This is a genomic window from Chitinibacter sp. ZOR0017, from assembly GCF_000799095.1.
Lineage (GTDB): Bacteria > Pseudomonadota > Gammaproteobacteria > Burkholderiales > Chitinibacteraceae > Chitinibacter > Chitinibacter tainanensis.
This window is the reverse complement of the sequence record NZ_JTLG01000008.1, coordinates 77,610-103,934: the sequence shown is the minus strand read 5'-3', so window position 1 is coordinate 103,934 and position 26,325 is coordinate 77,610. Positions and strand designations below refer to the sequence as shown.

The 26,325-nt window shown below is 55.2% G+C and carries 21 protein-coding genes; 7 read left to right on the top strand and 14 right to left on the bottom strand.

Annotated features, from left to right (window positions below):
* Position 1 precedes the first annotated feature (1 nt).
* The 11 genes from L991_RS17990 to L991_RS17985 form a co-directional block, all read right to left on the bottom strand.
* Positions 2–166 (bottom strand): zinc-ribbon domain-containing protein, encoded by a 165-nt coding sequence (locus tag L991_RS17990; protein WP_081986445.1) that lies wholly within the window; start codon positions 164–166, stop codon positions 2–4.
* Positions 167–180: 14 nt separating this feature from the next.
* Positions 181–1,317, bottom strand: coding sequence for a bifunctional diaminohydroxyphosphoribosylaminopyrimidine deaminase/5-amino-6-(5-phosphoribosylamino)uracil reductase RibD (ribD, locus tag L991_RS02570; protein WP_047391879.1), 1,137 nt, complete (start codon positions 1,315–1,317; stop codon positions 181–183).
* Positions 1,317–1,769: a transcriptional regulator NrdR gene (nrdR, locus tag L991_RS02565; protein ID WP_028449369.1), complete on the bottom strand. Its 453-nt coding sequence runs from the start codon at positions 1,767–1,769 to the stop codon at positions 1,317–1,319. The genes ribD and nrdR overlap by 1 nt, the downstream gene beginning before the upstream one ends.
* 220 nt (positions 1,770–1,989) lie before the next feature.
* On the bottom strand, positions 1,990–3,237 hold the full coding sequence (glyA, locus tag L991_RS02560; protein WP_047391877.1) for a serine hydroxymethyltransferase: 1,248 nt from the start codon (positions 3,235–3,237) through the stop codon (positions 1,990–1,992).
* Between the two features lie 96 nt (positions 3,238–3,333).
* Positions 3,334–5,007, bottom strand: a complete 1,674-nt coding sequence (locus L991_RS02555; RefSeq protein ID WP_047391875.1) for a CorA family divalent cation transporter — start codon at positions 5,005–5,007, stop codon at positions 3,334–3,336.
* A 39-nt stretch (positions 5,008–5,046) separates the two neighbouring features.
* Positions 5,047–5,595, bottom strand: coding sequence for a hypoxanthine-guanine phosphoribosyltransferase (locus tag L991_RS02550; RefSeq protein ID WP_197053778.1), 549 nt, complete (start codon positions 5,593–5,595; stop codon positions 5,047–5,049).
* Between the two features lie 27 nt (positions 5,596–5,622).
* Positions 5,623–6,183 carry an adenine phosphoribosyltransferase gene (locus L991_RS02545; RefSeq protein ID WP_034619134.1) on the bottom strand — a complete coding sequence of 187 codons (561 nt, stop codon included), beginning with the start codon at positions 6,181–6,183 and terminating at the stop codon, positions 5,623–5,625.
* A 15-nt stretch (positions 6,184–6,198) separates the two neighbouring features.
* A complete protein-coding gene (locus L991_RS02540) occupies positions 6,199–7,545 on the bottom strand; it encodes an NCS2 family permease (RefSeq protein ID WP_197053773.1) in 1,347 nt (448 codons plus the stop codon).
* A gap of 86 nt (positions 7,546–7,631) precedes the next feature.
* On the bottom strand, positions 7,632–8,201 hold the full coding sequence (locus L991_RS02535; RefSeq protein ID WP_034619136.1) for a TMEM165/GDT1 family protein: 570 nt from the start codon (positions 8,199–8,201) through the stop codon (positions 7,632–7,634).
* 238 nt (positions 8,202–8,439) lie between these two features.
* On the bottom strand, positions 8,440–8,937 hold the full coding sequence (locus L991_RS02530) for a low molecular weight protein-tyrosine-phosphatase (RefSeq protein ID WP_047391870.1): 498 nt from the start codon (positions 8,935–8,937) through the stop codon (positions 8,440–8,442).
* A gap of 183 nt (positions 8,938–9,120) precedes the next feature.
* Positions 9,121–11,661, bottom strand: a complete 2,541-nt coding sequence (locus tag L991_RS17985) for a methyl-accepting chemotaxis protein (protein ID WP_081986443.1) — start codon at positions 11,659–11,661, stop codon at positions 9,121–9,123.
* 277 nt (positions 11,662–11,938) lie between these two features.
* On the opposite strand from L991_RS17985, the gene L991_RS16265 reads away from it, so the two are divergent.
* Together L991_RS16265 and L991_RS02515 are read left to right on the top strand one after the other, a co-directional pair.
* Positions 11,939–18,100 carry a PAS domain S-box protein gene (locus tag L991_RS16265; RefSeq protein ID WP_197053772.1) on the top strand — a complete coding sequence of 2,054 codons (6,162 nt, stop codon included), beginning with the start codon at positions 11,939–11,941 and terminating at the stop codon, positions 18,098–18,100.
* A gap of 28 nt (positions 18,101–18,128) precedes the next feature.
* Positions 18,129–19,298 (top strand): two-component system response regulator, encoded by a 1,170-nt coding sequence (locus L991_RS02515; RefSeq protein WP_047391869.1) that lies wholly within the window; start codon positions 18,129–18,131, stop codon positions 19,296–19,298.
* A 121-nt stretch (positions 19,299–19,419) separates the two neighbouring features.
* On the opposite strand, the gene L991_RS17170 is transcribed toward L991_RS02515, so the two are convergent.
* A complete protein-coding gene (locus L991_RS17170; protein ID WP_028449380.1) occupies positions 19,420–19,605 on the bottom strand; it encodes a hypothetical protein in 186 nt (61 codons plus the stop codon).
* A gap of 106 nt (positions 19,606–19,711) precedes the next feature.
* Here L991_RS17170 and L991_RS02510 point away from each other — a divergent pair, with 106 nt between their 5' ends.
* The gene (locus L991_RS02510) at positions 19,712–20,620 is read left to right on the top strand and encodes a LysR family transcriptional regulator (protein WP_028449381.1); all 909 of its coding nucleotides are present in this window, start codon (positions 19,712–19,714) and stop codon (positions 20,618–20,620) included.
* On the opposite strand, the gene L991_RS02505 is transcribed toward L991_RS02510, so the two are convergent.
* Complete coding sequence (locus tag L991_RS02505) at positions 20,617–21,801, bottom strand: L,D-transpeptidase family protein (RefSeq protein WP_197053771.1); 1,185 nt, start codon at positions 21,799–21,801, stop codon at positions 20,617–20,619. The genes L991_RS02510 and L991_RS02505 overlap by 4 nt on opposite strands.
* 129 nt (positions 21,802–21,930) lie before the next feature.
* Here L991_RS02505 and L991_RS02500 point away from each other — a divergent pair, with 129 nt between their 5' ends.
* Genes L991_RS02500 through serB form a run of 4 tightly spaced genes read left to right on the top strand, consistent with a single transcriptional unit; the run spans position 21,931 to position 25,003 of the window.
* The gene (locus L991_RS02500) at positions 21,931–22,416 is read left to right on the top strand and encodes a GNAT family N-acetyltransferase (protein ID WP_047391864.1); all 486 of its coding nucleotides are present in this window, start codon (positions 21,931–21,933) and stop codon (positions 22,414–22,416) included.
* The gene (locus L991_RS02495) at positions 22,394–23,101 is read left to right on the top strand and encodes a UPF0149 family protein (RefSeq protein WP_047391861.1); all 708 of its coding nucleotides are present in this window, start codon (positions 22,394–22,396) and stop codon (positions 23,099–23,101) included. The genes L991_RS02500 and L991_RS02495 overlap by 23 nt, the downstream gene beginning before the upstream one ends.
* A 10-nt stretch (positions 23,102–23,111) precedes the next feature.
* Entirely contained in the window at positions 23,112–24,146 is a 1,035-nt protein-coding gene (locus tag L991_RS02490; protein ID WP_028449384.1) for an FUSC family protein, read from the top strand.
* 17 nt (positions 24,147–24,163) lie between these two features.
* Entirely contained in the window at positions 24,164–25,003 is an 840-nt protein-coding gene (gene serB / locus L991_RS02485) for a phosphoserine phosphatase SerB (RefSeq protein WP_047391858.1), read from the top strand.
* Positions 25,004–25,103: 100 nt separating this feature from the next.
* Here serB and L991_RS02480 read toward each other — a convergent pair whose 3' ends face one another.
* On the bottom strand, positions 25,104–26,276 hold the full coding sequence (locus L991_RS02480) for an O-succinylhomoserine sulfhydrylase (RefSeq protein WP_047391855.1): 1,173 nt from the start codon (positions 26,274–26,276) through the stop codon (positions 25,104–25,106).
* Between the last annotated feature and the right edge of the window lie 49 nt (positions 26,277–26,325).

Below are 26,325 nucleotides of genomic sequence, written 5' to 3'. Positions count from 1 at the left end.
TTTAGTCCTTAGGTGCGGTGAATTGGGCCGGATTAGCCTCTTTCACCCGTTGCGAAGATTTCAGTTCATTACAGTGATTGCAGAAATAACTTTTCGCGCCACAGGCAGCGAGAACCTCAAGGGCTTGGCCACAATCGGGGCAACGCAGGGTCGTTGATTCAGTCATGTTGAGGCTCCGGCTTAAGCCACCGCGGTGGCTTGGGCAAAGGCGATGTGCGGCTTTGTTAAACGCAAGGTCAGGCGCTGATCGGCGCCCACGCGGCGTTGTTCCAGTAGCGTCAGGCGGTGCTGATCGGCCAGGTCGCTTAAGGAAAAGTCGGCCATGCCGCGCCCTTTGCCCAGCAAGGTCATCGCCTGATAAAGGATGATCTCATCCACCAAACCTGCCTGCAGCAAAGCGCCCACTAGCGTTCCGCCGGCCTCGACCAAGACCTGATTAAAGCCTTGCTGCCCCAGATATGCCATGGCGGCATGCAGGTCGAGCTCGCCATCGCACAGCGGCAACTGCACGGCACAGGATTGCTCACTGTGAAAATGCTGCAGTTCAGCGGGGCCGGCGCCACTGAGCACATGGGTGTAACCACCGCTACTGGTGAGCACCTTCGCGGCATGCGGCGTACGACCTCGGCTATCGAGTACCACCCGCTGTGGCTGCCGGCTTACTGCCAGCTCGCGTACATTCAGTTGCGGATCATCGGCCAGCACCGTGCCCACCCCAGTGAGCACGGCACAGGCTTGCGCGCGCAAACGCTGTACATCCAGCCGCGCCTCGGCGCCGGTAATCCATTGGGATTGTCCGTTTTCTAGGGCAATGCGGCCGTCTAAGCTCGCGGCCAATTTAACCGTAACCCACGGGCGCTGGCGGATCATGCGGCTGAGAAAACCCTTGTGTAGCTCGCGCGCCTGCTCGGCCAGCAAGCCATGGGCCACTTCGATGCCATGGTTGGCCAGTCGTGCCAAACCCTGCCCGGCCACCAAAGGATTAGGGTCGCGTAAAGCGGCGATGACGCGGTCGATGCCAGCCCCAATCAGCGCATTGGCGCACGGCGGGGTGCGGCCAAAATGGCTGCAAGGCTCCAGGGTGACATAGGCCGTTGCGCCGACTAATTGGCCCGGCGCTTTGGCCTTGGCCATTTTCAACGCCATGATTTCGGCATGCGCGCCGCCCGCTGCCTGGCTATGACCGTAGCCGATGATGTCTTCACCGGCCACAATCACCGCGCCCACACAAGGGTTTGGGCTCGTGAGTGCAGCACCTTGCGCTGCCACTTGCAGCGCTTTGGCCATCATGGCCTGATCAAAGGCGGAAAAACTCATTATTGCTTGCTCACTTCGCGAATCACATCGCGGAAGTCTTCCACATCCTGGAAGGAACGATAGACCGAGGCGAAGCGGATATAGGCGACTTTATCCAACTTGGCGAGCTCGGCAATCACCATCTCACCGATCTGACGGGACATGATTTCACGCTCACCGATGGTGAGGACACGTTGAATGATGCGGGAAATGGCTTCGTCCACCAGCGGCGTGGGTACCGGACGTTTATGCAGGGCGCGCAGGAAACTGGTGCGTACTTTTTCGCGATCAAACTCAACCCGCTGGCCGGTTTGTTTCACCACCTGCGGCATACGGACTTCGGCGGTTTCGTAGGTGGTAAAGCGCTTATCGCAGATCGCGCAGCGACGCCGGCGACGCACGACATCCCCTTCGTCGGATACTCGCGAATCAACCACCTGCGTATCAGGTGAACCACAAAATGGGCACTTCATGCACGAACCCCGTAAAGATCAACAAAGAACATCAATTAGATCAGTGCTGCGGCGCAAAATACAAGCACCCCAAATACACCGAGTAGGTATATGGTGCCAAAGCTTGTGACAAAACAAGATTCGGGATATACCCTAGAGCACGCAAAAAGTGAATTGTTTGCTCTGTAAATAGAAAAAGGTGGCGCAGCGGCGCCACCTGTCTTCTGAGTACCGCTAAAACTTAGTCGCCGTAAACCGGGAAGCGCGCGGTCAGCGCTTTTACTTTCGCGGCCACTGCTGCGATATTTGCTTCGTCTTCTGGATTATCCAGCACATCAGCGATCAGATTAGCGACTTGAATCGCTTCTTCTTCCTTAAAGCCACGCGTGGTGATCGCTGGCGCACCGATACGGATACCTGAAGTCACGAATGGGCTTTCTGGGTCATTCGGGATCGCGTTTTTGTTCACAGTAATGTGCGCTTTGCCCAGGAAGGCGTCAGCAGCTTTACCAGTCAGGTTTTTCGGACGCAGATCAACCAGGAATACGTGCGACTCGGTGCGACCAGAAATAATGCGCAGACCACGCTCAGCCAGAGTTTTGGCCATTGCTGCAGCGTTTTTCAGCACTTGCGCTTGGTAAGCTTTGAATTCAGGCGTCGCAGCTTCTTTAAAGGCCACGGCTTTGGCTGCAATCACGTGCATCAGCGGGCCGCCTTGCAGTGTTGGGAACACGTTTGAATTCAGGCTCTTTTCAAATTCAGCTTTCGCCAGAATGATACCGCCACGTGGACCACGCAGGGTTTTGTGGGTGGTTGAAGTAACGAAGTGCGCGTGTGGCACAGGGTTTGGATATACACCCGCCGCGATCAGACCGGCGTAGTGGGCCATATCCACCATGAAGTAGGCACCGACTTTGTCGGCGATTTCACGCATACGCGCCCAGTCAAAACGCAGTGCATAAGCCGAAGCACCACCGATCAGCAGTTTTGGCTTGGTTTCCAGCGCTACGCGCTCCATATCGTCGTAATCGATTTCTTCGTTTTCGTTCAGACCGTAGGCCACGATATTGAACAATTTGCCGGAAAGATTAGCTGGCGAACCATGCGTCAGGTGACCGCCATGACCGAGGTTCATACCCATTACGGTGTCGCCCGGTTTCAGGATCGAGAAATACACAGCTTGGTTGGCTTGCGAGCCAGAGTGTGGCTGTACGTTGGCGTATTCAGCACCAAACAGAGCTTTGATGCGATCAATGGCCAGTTGCTCGATCACGTCCACGTGTTCGCAACCGCCGTAGAAACGTTTGCCAGGATAGCCTTCCGCGTATTTATTGGTCAGCTGCGAACCCTGCGCTTCCATCACGGCTGGGCTGGTGTAGTTTTCCGAAGCGATCAGCTCGATGTGTTCGTGCTGACGCACGACTTCGCCGGCAATGGCAGCAGCGAGTTCTGGATCATACTGGGCAATGGTTTGTGACTTCGAGAACATGAGCGGGAAGCATCCGTGGCCGTTAAAAGATAGGTAATTCTACCATGACTTAGCGCAAAGCGAGATGCGCTCCAGTCAGGCTGCCATGCAAGATTTTCATACCGGTGGCTGGGCTTTCTTTTTGCGCCAGACGTTGCGCAGCGCGACGAAAGCTTGCTTATTGCTCACCCGCTCATCGGACATAGCATCCAGAAACTCGGACAAACTCTTTGAGCGCGCTACGGTATAAAAAATCAGCCCTGCGGTTGGCAGCGACACCGCGGCAAAATACAGCAATTTCATCCACCCCGATTCGGCGGCCAAATCAAATAGATTCATGCCAAGAAATCCGGTGATGGTGGTACCCAACAAACCAAAGATAGTCACCACCGTGAGGCGCACCACGGTATCGGCCTGCCGGCGCAAATCATCGTTTTCAAGGTACTGATTCATACTCTGCACCGATTCACGGACTTCTTCATGTTGTCGCACAGTATCAAGGTGGCGATTCATCATGCCAAACAACTGGCTGGAAACGATTTGATGCGAGACCTCGCGAAACCAGTAGCGCTGGTTAAAGCGCAAAAAACTCTCCAGCAACAAGCGGATTTCACGCTTAAAGTGCCGAATCGACAGCGGGTCTTTTAAATTGAGCGCCGACAGCGCCGCCGCCATCCGATCTGAAAACAATAGTAACGCTGATTTATGAAAATGCGCGATGAGCACCAACAGAAAATGCTGGTGTCGAAACTGCCCCAGTACACCGGTATACGGATTACTGTAAAACTCGTTGCCATGCTGCCCCACCATAATAAAGGCATGCCCAGAGCACATCATGCGGGTAGAGGCTGAGCGATGGCGCTGCTCGGGCGCCCAGAAGCGATCAAAGCAGCAGTCAGCTTCAAAATCAGCCAGCAGTTTCGGTGTAAGAGGCAGAATCTGATCTTCGCCAGGTTTGCCGACCGTTCCTAGCGCATAAAAATCTTCATCCCGCAGCGCAAACGGATCATCCACCGCGATATACGCCATCAGCGGCATACGATGGTATTCGATCTGGCGGTAGCGCACTTCTCCCTCAAGGCCAGAATGATGCGGCACCAAGGGGTTGAGTAAATACGCCCAATGCTCGGCCATACGCGGCGCACGATATTGACCCATATGGCTCAGATAGGCCTGCCGCTCTTCATAGTCGGATTCCGCCAGCACTTCGCCATCCGCATCTAGCCAGGCGACTTTACGCAAGCAATTGGCCGCCTCGCGCGGCCCATCCCATTGCGCCGGATAGGCGCGACCAAAGCGGAACAAGGCATCTTGCACCCGGCGCAGCGGCAGGTCATTGCCCATGATCTCAAACGCTAGAATCACGACATCGACGTCATAAAAGAAATACAGATCGATGTGCGCCACTTTGAAATGATGCGTAGCGCCATCTTTAAACACCATTAGCACCTGCTGAATATCGCTACGGCGAAAAACATGCAAGGGAGAGCGGCCATAGCTGGCAATATCGCCAGCCATACTCACCTGTTCGCCATACAAAAACCGCTGCACATAAGGCAGAAAGGTGATGAATTCGCGGTAGTGCCGCTCTTCAAATTGTTCAGGGGAAGTATCGAATTCGGTGGCGCGAGGTTGCCACGGCGAGCCTTCGCTAGCGGCGCGCTGCAAGATTTCCCACTGCCGCCCCATGGCCTTGAGTTCGCCAGGCAGGTGGGACATCGGCATTAATTGCAGGGGCCAGATCAGAATCTGGCGAAAATGCCGGACGAGAATATCGCTAGTTGGGGCCATGCCAATTCTCCCGCACGGGGAACCGGCATGGCAGCTGGCTTACAAGCCTTTCACGGCGTAGATGGCCAGCGTATTGCGCCAGTAACCCTGGTAATCCATCCCGCAACCGAAGAGGAAGCGATCTTCCACCTCTAGGCCCACAAAATCAGCCTTGATGCCTTCGGCTTTGCGATTGTGTTTTTTATCGATCAGCACAGCCACGTGCACGGCACTCGCGCCCTGCTGCTTGCAGTAGTCAACGATGGCAGCCAGTGTGTGACCTTCATCCAGAATATCGTCAACGATGACCACCGTGCGGCCACGCATGTCTTCGCGCGGCTTCACTTTCCAGTCCAGCTCGCCACCGGAAGTTTCGTGACGATAACGGGTGGCATGCAGATACGCCATTTCCAGCGGAAACTTCAATCGTGGCAGCAAATGCCCAGCCACAATCAAACCACCGTTCAATACGGTATACACCACCGGATTGGTGTGCGCCAAAGCGGCACACATCTCTTGCCCCATGCGATCCAGGGCAGCCACTACTTCGCCCTCTGGATGCAGACAATCGGCGTTATCTAAAATCGTACGTGCCTCTGGCAATTCCATCGTCACAATTCTTTCCTCTACCCAGGCTTAATGCCCGGCAAAATCACACACAGTAAACAACTCGATCCCTTGCTGGCGCACCAATTGCGATCCGCCCAGCTCGGGCAGGTCAACAATGGCCGCGGCCTCAACCACATTGGCACCAATCCGCCGCAGCAAATTGGCCGCCGCAATCATGGTGCCGCCAGTGGCGACCAGATCATCAATCAACAACACGCGATCACCGGCTTTACAAGCGTCAGCGTGTAGTTCTACGGTGGCAGAACCATACTCCAGCTCGTATTCCTCGGCAATTGTGTCAAATGGCAACTTACCCTTCTTGCGAACGGGCACAAAGCCCAGATTCAGCTCATAAGCCACCACCGCCCCCAAGATAAACCCGCGCGCATCAACCCCGGCGACCACATCCAGCTGCTGATCCATGTAGCGATGCACAAAGATATCAACCAGCAGGCGAAAGGTTTTCGGATCTTGCAGCAAGGGCGTAATGTCGCGAAACATCACCCCTTCTTGCGGCCAGTTCGGCACCGTACGAATCCGCTCACGGATGTAGTCGGCGTATGGCAGCTCAGACACGGGTTTAGTCATGGCTTAGACTCCGTTTTAGTGGAACAGGGCGAACTTCACCACCCACAATGCAGCAATAATCACTACCGCCAGGCTCAAATCTTTAAAGCGGCCGGCCAATGCTTTGATGGCCACATAGCTAATAAAGCCGAACGCGATACCATCGGCAATCGAGAACGTGAACGGCATCGCCAGTGCAGTCATGACAGCCGGCGCAGATTCAGTCAGATCATCCCAGTTGATTTCAGCCAGGCCACGACTCATCAGCACGGCTACGTAGCACAACGCAGGCGCAGTCGCATATGCTGGTACTGACGCAGCCAGTGGCGACAGGAACAGCGCCAGCATAAACAGTACAGCCACGACAACAGCAGTCAGACCAGTGCGGCCACCTACCGCCGTACCTGCGGCAGATTCGATATAGGCCGTGGTTGAAGAAGTACCCAAAGCGGCACCCGCAGTGATGGCTACTGAATCAGCCAGCAGCGCTTTTTTCAGGCGCGGCAATTTGCCATCTTTATCCAGCAAGCCGGCGCGGTGCGATACACCAACCAGTGTACCGGTAGTGTCAAACAGATCAACGAAGAAGAAGACAAAAATCACCCCCAGCAGCGCGCCATTAAAGATGCCAGCCGGCGTCATCAAGGCACTGAAGTCCATCTGCATAAAGGTAGGGGCCAGCGATGGAATTGGGGCGAACACGCCTTTGAATTCTTGCAGGCCCATGGCAATGGCCAGCACGGTAACCGCCAGTACACCAATGATGATCGAGCCTGGTACACGGCGATATTCCAGCGCCACAATCAGGAAGAAACCTAAGATCGCCAGCAACACTTTGGGATCAGCTAGGTTGCCCAGCGTAACCAAAGTGGCCGGATGATCCACCACCACACCGGCGTTTTTCAGCGCGATAATGGCGAGAAACATACCCACACCGGCCGAAATCGCCAGCTTGAGCGAATGCGGAATGGCATTAACCAGGGCTTCCCGCACTTTAAACAAACTCACCACGAGGAAAATCAGGCCAGACACAAACACGGCACCCAGCGCGGTTTGCCAGCTCATGCCCATGCCTTTTACCACGGTAAAAGTGAAATAGGCATTCAGACCCATGCCTGGCGCCAGAGCGATAGGATAATTGGCCACCAGACCCATAATCGCCGTACCCAGCGCTGCCGCCAAACACGTGGCGACAAACACCGCATTAAAGTCCATCCCGGTAATCGACAAGATCGCCGGATTAACAAATACGATGTAGGCCATGGTCAGGAATGTCGTAAACCCGGCAATCACCTCGGTTTTAACACTCGTCCCATGCTCTTTGAGCTTAAAAAAAGCATCCAGCATGACTCTTCCCCAAACTAAGTTGATGTTATCGTGCATACGCACGTTGCTTTAAATACAAATACGAGCCGGCAGGTGTAACCACACCTGCCGGCTCGTATCGGCATCTCACTGCAAACCGGGCTTTACTGCCCGAAGCCGACCAGTGCCAACACACCAATCAGCGCAAAAATCGCGGCGGCCACAAAGCGCACCATACGCAGCACATGCATGCGCTTGGCAATCCAATCGCCCAGATACACGGCTGGCACATTGGCCAGCATCATGCCAATGGTGGTGCCAAACACCACCTGCCACAGCGGCTGATATTTTACGGCCAGCGCAACGGTGGCAATTTGCGTTTTATCACCCATTTCGGCCAAAAAGAAGGCCACACAGGTTGCCAAGAAGGCGCCATACGGTTTCACCGTCGCCTCCTCTTCATCCATTTCGTCCGGGATAAGCGCCCAGGCAGCAATCGCCAAAAAGCCGATCCCGACGACCCAGCGTAGCACATCCGCCGAAATGAGCCCGGCCACCTGCTGCCCGATCCAACCCGCTGCAAAGTGATTCAGCACGGTAGCAACAAAAATGCCCGCAACAATCGGTAGCGGGCGTCGGAATTTGGCCGCCAGAATCAAGGACAGCAGCTGGGTTTTGTCACCCATTTCTGCAATCGCTACGACTCCAGTCGAAATTAACAAAGCATCAAACATCATCATCTCCAGGGCAGGCGCAAGACACGAGGCTAGGCGCACGGCCCACCCTCTGAGCATGCGCATAACCTCGGGTCTCATCAGGTGACACTGGGTCACTGCCTGAACCATAAAGCCGCAGGGCTTCAAGTTTGTTGATTCAGGCTCGGCTCATTGCATCGGCCGACGATTACTCCCCCGAAGGAAGATCGAATTTTAAAGCCTTCGCCGCCCCCTTACAAGTAGGGGTTTGCCGCGATTAGCTTGGCGAACGGGCGGCCAATTGTTGCTGCACATGCACCAAGACCCCGCGGCAACCGTCCTCCACTAAATCCAGCACGTGTTCAAAGCCTTCGGCCCCGCCATAGTAGGGATCGGGCACCTCGTCTTCCTGAAACGCTGCGGCATAGTCCAGAAAGAGCTGGATCTTGCTATGAAACTCAGCCGGGCAACGCTGCCGTAAAGCCGCAAAATGGCCTTTATCCATCGCCAAGATCAGATCAAAACGACTAAAATCGCAGGCGGCTACCTGCCGCGCCCGCAAATCAGACAGATCATAGCCACGCTTGCGCGCATGCTGCTGCGCTCGGCGGTCCGGCGCCTCACCCACGTGATAATCATACGTGCCGGCCGAATCGACCTCGACCACATCTTGCAGCCCTTGCGCTGCCACCAGTTGCCGGAGCACGCCATCGGCAGTGGGGCTGCGACAAATATTGCCAGTGCAAACCATCAGCACAGAATAAGCTTGATCCATCAATATACCCCCTTCATGTATGAGCTTGAAATCAATACAAACAAATAATCACAGAGCAATACCCAATACCTAAAATAGAAAAGCCGCACCAAGGCGGCTTTTTTGCACCCCGAACATGAGCTTAACTAATCTGACCCACACTTGCCTAGCGCCAGATCAAGTCACGCTGATGTCGTACTTTGCTTAAAACTCAGCCCAATCTGCATCCTCGCTGGCTTGCGGCACGCTGATTGCGGCCGGCTTTTTGCTGGCCAGTTTCACCGGTTTGCTAGCCTTAGCGCTCGTTGCGGTCGGAACCGGTTTATGTACCGGCTCCACCGGTTTGCGGCTGAGCAGCATATGCGAAGTGCGATTCAGTTTAAACGAGCCAATCGCCTGCGCCATGGTTTGCGCCTGCTCTTGCAAGGCTTCGGCGGCCGCCGAAGCTTCTTCCACCAGCGCCGCATTTTGCTGAGTGGTTTCGTCCATTTGAATCACGGCCTGATTGATTTGGGCGATCCCGGCACTTTGCTCAACAGACGCGGCCGAGATCTCGCTCATGATGTCGGTAACCCGCTGAATACTCGACTCAATTTCACTCATGGTGCTGCCAGCTTCGGCCACCAATTTGGCACCATCATCCACTTTGCTGACCGAATCATTGATCAGATGCTTGATCTCTTTGGCTGCCGAAGCTGAGCGCTGCGCCAGATTGCGCACCTCGGCCGCCACCACGGCAAAGCCACGGCCTTGCTCACCAGCGCGAGCAGCCTCTACCGCGGCATTCAGCGCCAAGATATTGGTCTGGAATGCAATGCCATCAATTACGCTAATGATGTCGACAATTTTACGCGACGATTCGTTAATCGAGCTCATGGTTTCCACCACTCGCCCGACTACTTGCGCGCCTTTAGTGGCAACTTCGGACGACGAGCGCGCGAGCTTGCTGGCAACTTGCGCATTATCGGCATTCTGTTTCACCGTGCCGGTAATTTCTTCCATGCTGGAGGCGGTTTCTTCCAGGCTGGCGGCCTGACCTTCGGTACGGCGTGACAAGTCACTATTACCTTGGGCAATTTCACTGGCCGCCGCATTAATGGCCATGCCGGCATCCTGAATCTCACTCACCAGCTGCTGCAGATTTTCGACCGTGGTATTTACCCCCTGCTTGGTTTCGCCAAACAGCCCCGGATAATCTTTACTAATGGTCTGGGTGAGATCGCCGCCCGCCAAGGCATTGGCCACCCGCATTACATCGCGCAACCCGGTTTCGGTCACGGTAGAGAGCTGATTCAGTAATTCACTCAAGCGACGGGTATAGCCCTGTTTTTGCTCAAGACTAAGCCGCCGGCTAAAGTCGCCCCGCTCGGCGGCAGCTTCGACCATTTGCTCGATTTCTTGCACAATCGCATTCAGCGAGGCGACAGTTTGATTCACGCCAGCTTTGGTCGCCCCAAACATACCCGGATAGTCTTTGGTAATCGTCTGGCTCAGATCCCCCGCCGCCAGTGCGCTGGATACGCGCAGCACATCGTTAAACCCAACCTCGCAGGTCTCAATCAGTAAGTTCAGATCGGTGATCATCTCGCGGAACATAAACTGATATTGCTCGGCATTCGCCCGCTGGCTGAAATCGCCTTGCGCACCGGCTGCTGCCAGTTTTTTGATATCGCTGCTGATGCTCAGCAATGCGCTTTTCACTTGATCCAGCGCCGCCGTGATCTTGGCTTTGTCGCCGGGCAGGCGGGCCATATCTTGGCTGAAATCACCGCGTGAATAGGCGGAGACGATTTCAACAATTTGCATTTTCACACTAATGTGCGAATTCACCAGCTGGTTGATCTCGGTCGCCATTTGCCCGAAACGGCCTTTGAAGGCTTCCGCATTCATTTGCTCCTTAATCCACCCTTTGTCATGCTCGCTAGCCATACGTGCTTGCTCGGCAATAAAGGCCTGTATCGTTTGCTGCATTTGCTGCATTGCAAACATCACGCTGCGCTGATCGCCGGGTTGCAATTGAATCGGGTTATCAATCTTACCTTCCGCCACAGCTAGGGCGATGGCCGCAGCATCACTAGGCTCGCCGCCCAACTGCGCCATCAAGCGCTTAACGATCTGCAAGGTAATCACGAGGCCAAGCACGATGGCGGCTAGGGACAAATACAGAATCTGATTTTTGGCACTTTCGGCCAATGCTTCAGCGCTACTACCTTCTTTTTTCATCATCTCCGACTGAAAGTCGATCATGGCCTCAACTTTCTTGATGTAATGCAGCTGGGTAGCCCGCATTGGACCAATCAGCAAGGCCTTTGCCTCGTCGATCTGTTGCGCCTGATACAGCCGCATAAACTTTTCCAGCTCCTGCACATATTCACCACGCGCAAGACCGAGCTCTTTCATCAACAGTCGGCCTTGATCACTTTTGACGGTTTGCTCGAGTTGGTCGATATTTTCGCTAATGGCTTTGCGCGCCTCGGCAATTTGTTCCAGCTGCTTTTTCAGCTCGGCCGGGTCAGACATCAGCATCAGATTGCGCGTCGAACGGGCAACGAGGTTCACATTATTAATAATGGCGTTGGCCTGTACCGTTTTTGGATAGCGATCATTGACCATTTTATTAATGCTGTTATCCAGCAAATCCAGCCGGCTAAAGGCAATCGCGCCGATCACAACCATCAGCAGCAAAACCACGCCAAATCCAAGGCCTAGTTGCGTGCGCACACGCAGTGTTCGAGACGGTGACATGAGTATCTCCCCAAAGCAGCATTCAGCGCAGTCAGGCGGCTGCACGTTTGCATGCTAGACCGCCCTCTTGGGCATCGCCGCCAAAAGTTGACATAGATCATGTTTTTAGCTGTCTGATTCCGACATCTGGCAACTGGGCCACACGCAAGCAATTTGGCATCGTCAGCGAGCATCGCCTATCTTTAAGCTGTATTACTAACTCCTGACGAGAGTCATGTCAGCCTCCAGCGATCCAATGCTCAACACTGTCAGCGCGGCACCGTTATGCAGCGCGGCTTTGTTGCGACTATTGGGGCAAGTTAGCGGCATGGTGTATCGCTGTCGCCTAGATTCGGTGCGCACTGTCGATTTTGCGGCTGAAGCTGCGCTTCGCCTGACAGGCTACCCCGCAAGCACGCTATGCCAAGAACTCCCCGGCGGTTGGTTAAGCCTGATTCACCCGGAAGATCGCCCCACTTTTGCGCAACAAAGTCAGGACCGGCTGCAAGCACAGCAAGGCTATCAACTGGAATACCGCTTGGTCCGCAGCGATGGGGCGACGGTATGGGTGCAAGATCAGGGTTATGGGATTTACGACGAAGCCGGCCAATTAATTGGTATTGAGGCGCTGGTGCTCGATATTGCTGCGCGCAAAGAGCGCGAGCAGCATTTACTGAGTCATCAGCATCATCTGCAAGCGCTGTACGACCAATCGCCGGATTTATTACTGACCATCGACTGGCAGCAGCAAATCATCCTCGACTGCAATCAGACTCTACTCAATACCCTGGGGTACTATAAGCACGAAATCATTGGCCAGAATTGGCTGCAGCTCTATACCCCCGAATCTGCCGCCCTATTTACCGAAAGCTGGCAGCCCTTGCTCTTAAGCAAGCAGGAATTACAGGATGTTGCGCTGGATTTACGCAGCAAACAGCAGCGGGTAATCAATGTTTTATTGCATGCGCACTTTGCCACACCAGAACAAGAAACCACGCCCATCCTGTCAGTCACTTGGCGCGACATCAGCAAACTAAAAAACACCCTGCATGAATTAGCCCGTAGCGAACAAAGGTTGGGCGCCCTACTGGAAAGCAGCGCCGTACCCACCATGATCTGCAGTGGTTTACGCGGTATTAATTATCTCAACCCGGCTTTTATCGAGCTGTTTGGTTATAGCAGTGTGGATTTAATCGATCTCACTCAGTGGTGGCAGCAAGCATTTCCTGATCCACACTACCGTACCCACGTTGAGCAGGAATGGAATCAGCGCATCCAGCAGGCACAACAAGGCCAAAGTGCCTTTAGCCGTTTTGTGGCGCATGTTTGCGCTAAAAATGGTCAATACAAGAGCGTGGCGCTGCATTGCGCGCCACTCGAAGACGATTGGCAAGATGAAATCGTACTGACCTTCACCGATCTGGGCGCGCAGCTGGCACAGCAAAACGAGCTGGTGGAGCGGGAATTACGCTACCGCTCGCTGTTTGATGCCGCACATTTGTCGATCTGGCATGAGGATATGTCCGAGCTGGTGGCCATGCTGGACGAATTGCGCTTAAGCGGCATTAGCGATATCGACGCCTATCTGCGCGACAAACCCGAAGCGCTTTACAGCTTACTGAGCGGCATGAAGGTCACCGATGTCAATCCGGCCACGCTCATCTTGTTTGAAACCAGCAAAGAAGCGCTCTTGCAAGGATTTAGCCAGCTGTTTGGTGAGGGCGCACTGGATGTGGCGCGCGAGGAAATCCGGGCCTTCTGGCGCAAGGAAGAGCGCTTTCGCTCGGAAGTCAATTTAATCACCGCCACCGGCAAACCATTCAAGGCGATTCTGGCCTTCCCGATTCCGGCCAACGTGAGCACGGCTAAATATGTCCCGGTGACAGTACAGGATTTAAGCAACCCGCTGGAGCTTAAAAACGAGCTGGCCCTGCATGCAGAGATTGTCGAAAACCTGCAGCAAGCCGTGCATCTTATTTCTGCCCGTGATGGCCGCGTGGTGTATGCCAACCCCACCGCTGAAGCGATGTTTGGTTTTGCTGCGGAAGAAATGCTGGGGGTTTCGGTGACCGAGCTCATCGCGAGTGATCAATCCGCCAGCCCACATAACAGTCAGCGCCTGCTGCAACTGTTACAAGAACAGGGGCATTGGGAAGGTGAGCTACTGAATCGCCGCAAAGACGGCAGCCAATTCTGGAGCCGCTTAAGTAGCAGCAGCTTCGAACATATGCACTACGGGCCGGTCTGGGTGAGCGTGCAGCGCGACATCACCGAAGAACGCCATGCCCGTGAAGAACTTGATCTGCGCAATCTGCAGCTCAACGCGATTGTTGATATTCAGGGCGACTTTATTAGTAGTCAGAATGAGCGACAAGCCTTTAACCTTATCCTGCTTGAGCTTCAGCGCTTAAGCCAGAGCGGCTTTACCCTGATCGCCGAAGTCTTGGGGCAAGGCGAACAACGACAACTCAAAATAAACGCCATCCGCCACCAGCTGTGGGATGCCGCCACTGTGGCACTGTTTGAACAAAATATCAGCTCAGGCTGGGAGTTTGACTGCGCGCTCTGCCCAAGTGCAGCCGAGGTGGTGCAACAGGGGATGGCTCAGTTCTTGCCGCACATCCCCGCCCTCTTGGGCAAGACCGGAGAGCAACTGGGGCTGCCAGCCTTGGGTGCGAGCTGGCTCATTCCCATTCATTATGGCAATCGGGTTAATGGCCTGGTGATTTTGGGCGACCTGCCCGCCGGCGGCCTGCAGGTATTAGCCACACTGGAACCGCTGCTGCTGACCTACAGTCAGCTGCTGACAGCAATGCAGAGCAAGCGTGAATTTCGCCGGGCGAACGAGGCTTTGTTTCAACGTGACCAGCTCTGGAAAGCCGCGATCGAAGGCTCCGGGCATGGCGTTTGGGATTGGGATTTGCGCAATCAGCAAATGACCTTCACCGAAACCTGGGCCAATCTCTTGGGCCTGCATATTAATGAGCTGGCCAATACCTTTAGTGAGTGGGAGCAGCGCCTGCATCCGGATGATCGTCGGCAGGCGCTGGAACAACTGAACGATTACCTGCAAGGCCGCAGCCAGGCCTACGCTAGTGAATATCGCCTGCGTGGCAAAGCGGGCCAGTATGTGTGGATTTTGGGGCGCGGCACGATTGTGCAGCGTGATGAGCAAGGCCAGCCACTACGCATGATCGGCACCAGTACCGACATCACACAGCGTAAAGCTACCGAAGAGCAATTACTGGCCAATCGGGCGCAGCTGGCGGGCATGATTGATGGCGCCATGGATGCCATCGTGACCACCGATACCGAATTCAATATTATTTTGTTTAACCGCGCGGCCGAGCAGATGTTTGGCTTTCCAGCGAGCCAGATCTTAGGCTGCCCGATCGAGGCTTTGATTCCGGTGCGGCATACCCTCACCCACCGCGAATACATGCACCAATTTGCCCGCGAAGGGGACCACACCCGCAAAATGCGCAGCTACAACGTGCGCCAAGTGCACGGCCGCCGCGCCAATGGCGAAGAATTTCCGGTCGAAGTGTCGATTTCGTATTCGGATAATTACGGCAACCCGATCTACACCGCCATGGTGCGGGATATCACTGAACGCATTGAGCACGAACACAATATGGTTGAGCTCAATGTCAAACTCGAAGAGCGGGTGATTGAACGTACGCGTGAGCTAGATGCCGCCCGCCACCTGGCCGAAAGTGCCAATCGGGCGAAAAGCGCTTTCGTCGCCAATATGAGCCATGAAATCCGCACCCCGCTCAATAGCGTGTTGGGCATGGCGCATCTGGCGCTGCAAACCGAACTTAATCCGAAACAACGTGATTATCTGCAAAAAATCACCGCCTCAGGCCAGCATTTGCTCGGGCTGATTAATGACATTCTCGACTTTTCCAAGATCGAGGCTGGCAAGCTGGAAATCGAACATTGCCCGTTTAACCTAGCCGATATGCTGGCGGAAATTCGCGACATTATGGAGCCGCGCGCCAGCGAAAAACACCTAGGTTTTGATCTTTTTCACGATCAGCTTGAACTACGCACGGTGGAAGGTGATGCGCTGCGCCTGAAACAGGTGTTGCTCAATCTTTTAAGCAATGCCATTAAATTTACCGAGCATGGCCGGGTTAGCCTTTGTCTCGCTAGCGATCCGGCCGAGCCAGAACGGTTGGAGTTCAAAGTCTGCGATACCGGTATCGGTATCCCGCAGCATGCTCAACAACGCCTGTTTGAGCCCTTTGATCAGGCCGATAGCTCGACCACCCGTAAATATGGGGGCACCGGGCTTGGGCTGGCGATTAGTCGCCAGCTAGTGGGGCTGATGGGGGGGGAGCTCAAGCTGCGCAGCCAGCTGCATCTGGGCAGCGAATTTAGTTTTGCTATTCGCCTGCCCATCAGTGCCGAGCAACTCCCCACCAGCGCCAAGCATGGTTCTGCACAGCAAACCTTGCCCAAGCTGGCTGGCAAGCGCATACTCTTGGCGGATGATCATCCGTTTAACCAGCAAGTGGGGGCCGATCTACTTAGCCAGGTGGGCATTCAGGTGGTGATTGCCAACGATGGTCGCGAAGCCATACGCCTCGCCGAGGCCGAGCTATTTGATGCGATTTTGCTCGACATCCAGATGCCCGAAATGGATGGTTACACCGCGTGCAAAATCCTACGCCAGAATCCGCGCTTTAAAGATTTGCCCATCATCGCAATGACGGCGAATGTCTCAACCGAAGATCGCCAGCTGTGTCGGGAAGCGGGGATGAATGACTTTCTTGGCAAACCGGTCCAGCCAGACAAACTCTACCAGACCCTGATGTATTGGCTGCAAAGCAATACTGTGACTGACCTGCCAAGCTATACCCCTAGCCCCACAGATCGACATCCATTGTTTGATCCGACCGTTTTAAACGCCATGTTTGGAGCTGACCCGCAGCGGCAGCACAAATATCTGCAGAAATTTGCTGATACGCTGCGCGAGGGCTTGGCGAACCTGGCACCAGAGCTGGCCGCCGGCAATCTGCATAAAATCAGCGCCGAATGTCATCGGCTGAAATCTGTAGCCCGCACCGTGGGCGCTATGGCCTTGGGCGAACGTTTGGCCGACCTGGATACCCACCAAACCACGCTACCGCTGGAGGTAGTGCGCGAAAAAATCGCTGAATTACAGCGCCTGTTTACGCAAACCTGTGCCCATCTGCAAACGCAAGGGCTGCTTGCAGCCAGCTGCGAAGCGGAGCCGCAGCTGGCCATCCATAATGTTGATCCCGAATTGCGGGTCATGCTGCTGGATGACGATGTATTTATGCTGGATTTACTCGCCCAGCATCTGCAAGACCTTGGCCTGGTGCACATTACCCGCTGCCTAGATGCCCATGCCGCCCTAGCTCAGCTGGAGCAGATGGAAACACCAGACTGGATTTTATGTGATTTGCAAATGCCGGATATGGATGGCATTGCATTTTTGCGCCAACTGGGCCAACAGGCCTTTACCGGCCAGGTGGCGATTTTGTCGGGGCTGGATGACAACGTCCTCAAAGCCACCGAGAAGCTCGCTCATTCGTTCCGCCTGAATATTCATGGTGCGCTGAGTAAACCGATCCGCAAAGAGGATCTGGCGCGCTTGCTCAGTGAATCAGCGCAAATACAGCCACGGCTGCAGCATGCAGCCGGCTCGCAAACCATGCAGCTTGAGCGCAGCGAGCTGGAATGGGGGCTGGCGCATGGCGCGATTGAGTTGTTTTATCAACCTAAAGTCAGTACTCGCACGCATACCGTCGTGGGGGCGGAATGTTTGGCCCGCTGGCGCCATCCGCAGCGTGGCCTGCTGGGACCCTATACCTTTGTGCCCGCGCTGGAGCAACATGGCTTGGTGGATGAACTGACCTTTCAAGTCTTGCGTCTGGCCGTGAGCCAGCTGCGGCAATGGCAAGCCGCCGGCATGCAGATCAAATTATCGGTCAATGTGTCAATGGACAATCTACACCGCTTGGAGCTGCCTGAGCTCTTTTGCCAAGTGTTGGACGACAATGACATCGCCCCGGAATCCATCACGCTGGAAATCACCGAAACTCAGCTCTCGCATGATTATGTATTGAGCCTCGATATCCTGACCCGGCTGCGGATCAAAGGGTTTGGGCTATCGATTGATGATTTCGGGACAGGGTTTTCCACCATGGAACATTTGATGCAAACCCCCTTTACTGAATTGAAGATTGATCGGGCCTTTGTGCGCGGCGCCAGCCAAGATCAATCTGCCCGCACCATTCTGGAACACAGCGTCACCTTGGGCAGTAAATTCAACCTCAATCTTGTCGCCGAAGGGGTGGAAACCCAAGAAGATTGGGATTTAGTGGTCTCAGCAGGTTGCCATGAGGTGCAAGGCTATCTGGTGGCCGAGCCGATGGCGGCTGCCGACTTTTTGGTCTGGAAGCAAAACTGGGAAGCGCACCATTAAGCGCATTAACGAAAAATAGGATCACACCATGTCGCAAGCAGAGCAACCAAGTGTACTGATCGTTGATGATGACCTCTTCATGCTGGATTTTCTGCATGATGCCCTGAGCGAAAGCTGCCAGCTGATTACCGCCGAATCCGGGCAGGAAGCGCTCGATAAAGCGCGGCAACAGCATCCGCAGCTCATTATTGCCGATGTGCAAATGCCCGGTATGGATGGCTATACGCTATGCCGGGAGCTTAAAGACGATTTTGATACCTGCGATATTCCGGTGATTTTTTTATCAGCGCTCGATAGTATCGATGATCGGCTACAAGGATTTGAAATTGGTGGTGAAGACTACCTGCTCAAGCCGATCAATCCCAAGGTACTGGAAGCCAAGGTGATCCAGACTTTGCGCCGGGTGCAAGAGCGCCAGCAGCTCAAATCCCAAAGTCAATACGCCACCAATACCGCCATGGTGGCCATGACCAGCATGAGCGAAACCGGCATGGTGATTGAAGCAATCAAGCGCTTTAATTTATGCCAAACACCGCTGGCCCTGGCCAGCGAGCTGGTTAACGCCCAAGCGATGTTTGAGGTCAATAGCGTGGTGCAGTTGCTGCTGCCCAATGGTGACTCTTTGATTGTGAATCAGCATGGGCCGGCTTCAGAGCTTGAATCCTCCATCTTGCAGCATATGGCGGGCATGGACCGGATCACCCAATACCGCAATCGCCTCGCCATCACCTACCCGCATACCCGCACCCTGATTACCAATTTACCGCAAGACGACCCCGAGCGTTGCGGGCGGCTACGCGATCACCTTGCCATGCTGGTGGAGGCCGCCGAAGTACGGCTGGATTCGCTTAACACCTCCGCCGAATCCGAGTCACGCGGCTCGGTCATTGAGCAAACCATCCAGCAGCTGACCGAAACGCTGGCCAATATTGATGAGCTACAACGCACAGGCCGGGCGTCGGCTTCGCTGATTCTGAATAACATCATCATGCGGGTGGAGGTCGCACTGGTGGGGCTGCAGCTCACCGATAGCCAAGAAAACGCCCTGATGAGCATCATTCACGATGGGATGGAAGATGTCTCGAGTACCCTGCTGGTGGAAGCGCATTTTCAAGATCAGCTCAGTGCCGCTATTCGTGATTTGCAAAAGGCGGTGGGCACATACCCCACCACGGCGCTACATAAACAGCAGCAATAAGCGCTGCCCAGCATAAAACAATGCCCCGGATTAACGGGGCATTGTTTTTGGGGGACTACCGCTGGCACGTTCAATCACTGACGCTGACTTCAGCGGCGACTGCCTTTACGTACGGTCTCGATTACATAATCCGCCAACGATCGCGCAAACGCTCCAGGGTTTCTTCCTCGCAGCACAGCGGCCGCCGGCGTTGTGGCTGTTGCCAGTGGCTATTTAAATAGAAAGGTGAGTGCGAAAAAGCATCGTAAGCGGGGGTACGCGCGCCTTCTCGTAAGCGACGAACAAGCTCAGTAAGAAACCGTAGCATGATCAGCTCCTTTTGTTTTTGATATTGCGTTAATGTCTCGATGCACTCATCATAGACGGGCGCTAATCCGCCGATAAGCGTTTAAAAACAAACACTCCGTTCTCTCATGAAAACAATCCTGCCACCCGATTCCTTACTTGCCTTTGAAGCACTGGCCCGTCTTGGCAGCTTTACCGCCGCCGCAGCCGAACGTGGGTGTGCCAAAAGTCATATCAGCCAATTAATCCGTGAATTAGAGCAAGAGCTCGCCACCGTGCTGGTGCTGCGTAGTACCCGGCGCATGACGCTGACCGAGAGCGGGCAAAAACTCTTACCTCATGCGGTGGCCTTGCGCGAACTGCTCGGTCAGGTCCGGCTGGATATTGAAGACACCCAGCAAGGCCTGGATGGCGATTTATGGATCAGCACCACGCCATCACTATCGCAGTATGCAGTTGGCCCTTTGATGGCCGAGCTGGCGCGTTTGCACCCGGGCTTGCGGATTCGGGTGGATTCCAATAACCGGCTGATTTCGCCGGGGGCGGACGGGGTGGATTTTTGTATTCGGGTCGGCCGGGTGGGTGATGAACGACTGGTGGCCAAAACGCTAGGCTATGCCCACGATAAGCTGTATGCCTCGCCCCGCTATCTGGCCAGCGCGCCACCGCTGACGCATCCGGATCAGTTATTGCAGCACACCACGCTAATTAACGATGATTACCAGCATTCGCGCGCATGGCGCTTGCTCAATGGCGAGCAAGAGCTGACCGCCCCACTGCAGCCGATTTTATGTAGCGACACCAACCCCACACTGGCAGTCAGCGCGATCTGTGGCTATGGCATTGCGTTGTTGCCACAGTTTGTGGGGCAAACCTATTGCGAGCTAGGGCTACTGGAGCCCTTACTGCCTGAGTGGCATGCAAACCCAACCCCGGTATATCTCGTCTACCCTTTTCGTGCTTCGGTTCCACGCAAATACCGGGTATTTATTGATTTTATTGTCGAGGCGCTACGCGAGCGCTTAGCCCCTGGCTAAGGTTTGGGTGCGGTGGCGACCTGGCCAATCGCGCTGGGCGCCGGATTGTCGGGCAGTTTGAGCGCGGCATTAATCCCACGGCTGGTTTGGTATTGCTGATAAATATCGGCATACCAGCGCACTTTCTCGCCCTCCAGCTGGGCGGGCCAATACACAAAATACACTTTCACCGGCGCGGCCACCGCTTCGGTGTAGGTTTTTTTGCTCGCCACCCGCTGGCCTATGGTGCCGGCATTCACCCCCAGCACCCAAGCCGCCAGCTGCTGCCATTGCTGTACTCGCACGCAGCCCGACGAAGCTGCGCGGTTTTCCCGGCCGAATAGCCCCTTGCTGGGTGTATCGTGCAGGTAAATGCCATTGCTGGCGGTTAGCTCGAATTTGAGACGGCCCAAGGCATTATTCGCGCCCGGGTCTTGCACAAAGCGATAGCGCCCCAAGCCGCCTTCGGCCGACACGGTGGCCGGATCGACGGCATTGCCGTCCGCATCGAGCATGCGCAATTTATGCTTCTGGATTTTGGCCAGATTCAGTTTGCCGCCCTGCTGCAGATCATGTTTGATCACCACCGGCGGCACACTCCAGTTGGGGTTGTATTTAATCGCGGCAATCTGGGTGGCCAGCAGCGGCGTTTCGCGATCGGTTTTGCCAATGACAATCCGCGAGCTTAAAACTTGCTGCCCGCCCTGATAGGCCGTGAGGGTATAGGCTGGAATATTAATCACTACATAGCGTTCGGGCGCATGCTGTAGCAGGGTATACATTTGCGGTAATTGCCATTGCAGCAAGGCGGCCCGCTTGGCATCGGTGAGATTGAGATTAAAGCGGGTTTGTTTATCCAGCACCCCATCTTCTTTCATGCTCAGGCCCAGCTGAAACTCACGCAAAGTGGCATCCAGCTCGGGGCCAAATTGCTCATCCAGCGGCAGCGGAAAACCCAACTCGGTCAGCCGCTGCTTGGCCAATTTCACGTCTTCGCCCTGCATGCCACGGCGTAATGGCCGCTCGCCAGGCACCAGCGTCGCCATGCTGGCGGCGGCCGGGTTAAGCTGTTGGGCATAGTGCTGCAAGGCGGCGTATTCCTGCGCCGTCACCGCGCTAGCCGATTGCACCCCAACCAGCCCTAAGCCCCCTAACGCCAACAGCCTGATTTTAAACACGCTCTTACCCGCCTTATTCGTCATCAGCTTTTCATCATGCCATTGTCTGCACGCTCGTTCATCAATGCGTAAGCATATCGAAATCAAATACAACAATTCGCCGCTCAAGCAGCGTTGCTGCCGGCACTGCGCCGAAACCGGTATAATTTGCCAATGCATACGCTGATACGCCCGCTGCAAAGCAGCGATTTAGCCCCACTCGCCGAGATCGTGCGCGATAGCTTGCTCGCCTGCGATGAGCTGGATTTACAGGATTTAAGCGCCGAAGACATGGCCCACTGGCAAGAGGAGATTTTGTATCTGCTCACCCATCCGCCGGCTGCCCAATTGGTGAGCCTCGTCGCGACGCAGGCGGGTGTGCTGCAGGGAGTGGCGCAACTGAATAACGATGGCGAAATCAATGTGCTCCTGGTTGCCCCCGCCTGGCAAGATCAGGGCATTGGCGCCGCGCTGTTGCAAGAAATCGCCCTGCATGGTCATTGCGCGCAGCTGGCGCAATTGCAAGTGCACAGCACTCATACCGCCTATGGCTTTTTTTATCGCTATGGCTTTCGCCCCGGCAGTCGGGAATTTAACGAATGGCTGATCGCCGATCTTCATCAATGGAAATTCAATCATGAGCAACACCTTACTCACTAACGATCAGCTCGAAGCACTCGATGGCTTTCTGATGTCGCCCCGTACGCCGGGCGAAACCATGGACGTGGAAATGCTCGATGGCTTTCTGGTGGCCCTCGCCATCGGCCCGGACGAAGTCGCCGAAGACGAATGGCTGCCCGCCGTTTTTGCCGGTACGCCACCCGAATTTGACTCGCACGCCGAAGCGGACGAGATCTTTAGCCTGATTCGCCAGCATATGGCCAGCATCAAAGCTGCATTTTCCATCAGCCGGCGCGATAATCCGGGCGAAAATCCACTGTATGTGCCGGTGATTTTGTCGGATGAAGAACAAGACGAGCGCTGGCAAAAAACCATGGGGGCCTACTGGGCGTCCGGTTTTTATGCCGGGATTGAAGCGCGCGCCGAGGCGTGGGATAAGCTTTTAAGCCAGAGCGAAGAGCTCGATAGCGCCGTAGATAAAATTCTGGCACTGGCCCTGACCGATGAAGAAGACCTTGAAGAAGGCCAGAGCCTGCTAAGCATCAAAGAGCGCGAAGAGCGGATTTCCGAGCTGCCATGGCACATCGAAGACGTGATGTACTACGTGCTGGAAAATAAATTCGGCAAGGTCGAGCAAGTGGTCCGCGAAGAGCCGAAAGTGGGCCGCAACGACCCTTGCCATTGCGGCTCGGGTAAAAAATTCAAAAAGTGCCACGGCGCTTGAGCCTCGCCTAATGCTTGCCCAGCTGCTGGCCCCGCTTAAACCCCAGCTCAAAGCCTTTCACCCCTCGCGCATGCTGCTAGGGGCAATGGCCTTTGCTTTGCCACTCGGGGTTTTATTGTGGCTGGGACAGCCGATGCAAGCCGGCATGCTGGGCTTTGCCGTTTTTTATACGCTGATTAGCGATATTGGCCATCGCCGCCGAGTGCGGCTGGAAAGCATGCTACTGGGCAATCTGGCCATTCTTGCCGCTGCCACACTCAGTATGAGCCTCAATGAGCACTGGGGCTGGTGGCTCAGCGGAATTGTGGTACTCATTAGCCTCATTGGCGCCAATATGGCAGCGGGTTTTACGCTAGATATCACCCTGCGCTCGATGGCCAGCGCATATCTGGTGGGGTATCCGGGCTCCTTTATCACTGCGGATTTTTTACCGATGTATGTGCTGGGCGCGGTGCTAACCATGGCGCTGAGTATGGCGTTTGCGCCGCGGATGAATAACCCGCTCAATCTAGTAAAGCCACCGAATTGGCGGCGTGAGTATCATTCACTGCGCAAAGGCGAACGGGCTGGGCTAACTTTTGGCATTTTGCTGGCCTTTGCCTGCACCTTTAGCTTTTTTATTGCCCATCAAGCGGGCCTATCGGTGCCCAGCATCGCGGCGATTACCACCTTGATGGTCTTCAAACCCGAACACGCCCAAACCATGACTAATATCTGGCTGCGGATCGTGGGGGTGTTGCTAGCTTCATTGCTAGCCTGGTGGCTGATTTTCCCGTTACATAATTTGTGGCTGCTGCTGGCGCTCATTTCGCTGGTGGCCGCCCTACTGCCGATCGCCTTTGCCAATGGGCTGATGTACATCGCCGCCGTCAGTACCCTGCTGATTTATATCTTGCTGGCCTTTTTTGGCCTGCATGGGCAACTCGCAAAGCAGGCCGCAGAAAATCGCCTACTCGAAACCCTGCTCGGGGTGCTGGTGGCCGCGATTTTTGCCATGATTTTTCAAAGCCTCAAACCGGCCAATCCGCCTGAGGCGCCTTTTTAATCCACGAGAAGATCCGCATGCACCGTCTTGTTATTCAGGCTCCGCACATTGAAACCCAGCATCTCAAGCAATTGGCCCGCCTTGCTGGCGCGCACAGCATCGAGGCCATCCATCAGCAAGCCTTTCGCCTGCAGGGCGCCGACATCGCCAATGAAGAAGCGGTGGCTGATTTTTGCCAATCCAATGCGCTGGATTTTGCGTTTATTCCCGAAGACATCCGCGTCACTGACATTGGTCTGGTGGTGATGGATATGGATTCCACCCTGATCACCATCGAGTGCATTGATGAAATTGCCGACATGGTCGGCATCAAGCCAGAAGTTGCCGCTATTACCGCCGCTGCGATGCGCGGCGAGCTGGATTTCAATGCCAGCCTCACCCGTCGGGTGGCCCTATTAGCCGGGCTAGAAGAAAGCGCCTTGGAGCGCGTGTACAGCGAGCGCTTGCGCCTGATGCCAGGTGCCGAGGCCATGCTGAAAGGCTTTCAGGCGGCCGGCGCCAAAACCTTGCTGATCTCGGGCGGCTTTACTTTCTTTACTGAAAAACTACAGGCTCGGCTGGGCCTAACGACCACCATTGCCAATGTGCTGGAAGTCGAAAACGGCAAGCTCACTGGCCGCGTGGTGGGCGATATTATCAATGCCGAGCGCAAGAAAACCGAGCTGATTGCCCACCGCGAAGCGCTGGGTCTGCGCCCCGAACAGGTGGTGGCCATGGGCGATGGGGCCAATGACTTGCCGATGCTGCACGCCGCTGGCTTTGGCGTGGCGCTGCATGCCAAGCCCAAAGTTCAGGCTGAAGCCCCGTACGTGATCAATACCGTGGGCATGGATGGCGTACTCAATTACTTCCTTTAATTGGGAACAATACCCACCAAGGGTATATTGCAAGGCCGCAAGAAAAACGGCACCCAAGGTGCCGTTTTTTTACATGGACTGCCTAGCATCTGGCCGCCGATTAGAAGCCCTGCTGCAAATCGCGAATCAGATCATCCACGTGTTCCAAGCCCACCGAAATACGCACCAAGCCATCGCCAATACCCGCAGCAGCGCGGGCTTCCGGTGTCAGGCGGCCATGCGAGGTGGTCGCCGGATGCGTGATGGTGGTGCGCGTGTCGCCCAGATTGGCGGTGCGGCTCATCAGTTGCACACAATCAATCAAGGCCCAAGCGGCCGCTTTGCCCCCCACCAGATCAAAAGATACTACCCCGCCGCCGCCGGTTTGCTGGCGCTGCGCTAGCTCGTATTGCGGATGGCTGGTCAGCCCCGGATAGTAGACCTTGCTCACTTGCGGCTGCGCCTCTAGCCACGTAGCCAATTTGAGTGCGTTTTCGCAATGCGCTTTCATGCGAATACCCAAGGTTTCTAGTCCTTTGAGTAGCACCCAGGCATTAAATGGCGACAAAGTCGGGCCGGCAGTGCGCAGGAATAGATAAATCGGCTCCAGCACCGCATGACTGCCCACTACCGCGCCACCCAGCACACGCCCTTGCCCGTCGATGTATTTGGTGGCCGAATGCACAACGATATCCGCCCCCAATTTCAAAGGCTGCTGCAAGGCCGGCGAGCAGAAACAATTGTCCACCACCAGTAAAGCACCATGCTGATGGGCAATCGCACTAATCGCGGCTAAATCGGCAATTTCAGTCAGCGGATTGGACGGCGTTTCGAGGAAAAACAGCTTGGTGTTCGGCGTAACGGCAGCTGCCCACGCTGCGGGCTCGGTGGGTGACACATAGCTCACCGTAACCCCAAATTTACCCAGGTAGGCATTAAACAGCTGAATCGTCGCGCCAAATAGACTATTGGACGACACGATATGATCGCCCGCCTTCAAAAGCCCCATGCACAGCGCCAAAATCGCGCTCATACCGGACGCGGTCGCCACTGCGCGCTCGCCCCCTTCCAGCGCCGCCAAGCGTTGCTCAAAGGCGCTCACGGTCGGATTGGTAAAGCGTGAATAGATGTAGCCTGGCATTTGCCCGGTGAATTTGAGCGCGGCTTCTTCAGCCGAGCCCACCACAAAACTTGAAGTCAGATGCATGGCATCTGAGTGTTCGCCAAACTCGGTACGCAGTGTGCCCGCGCGCACGGCCAGGGTTTCGGGGTGCAGATCATCCAGGTCAAACATCAGTATTCCTTTGTCTTTTTATTCAACTGCGGCGCCAAGAAAAACGGGA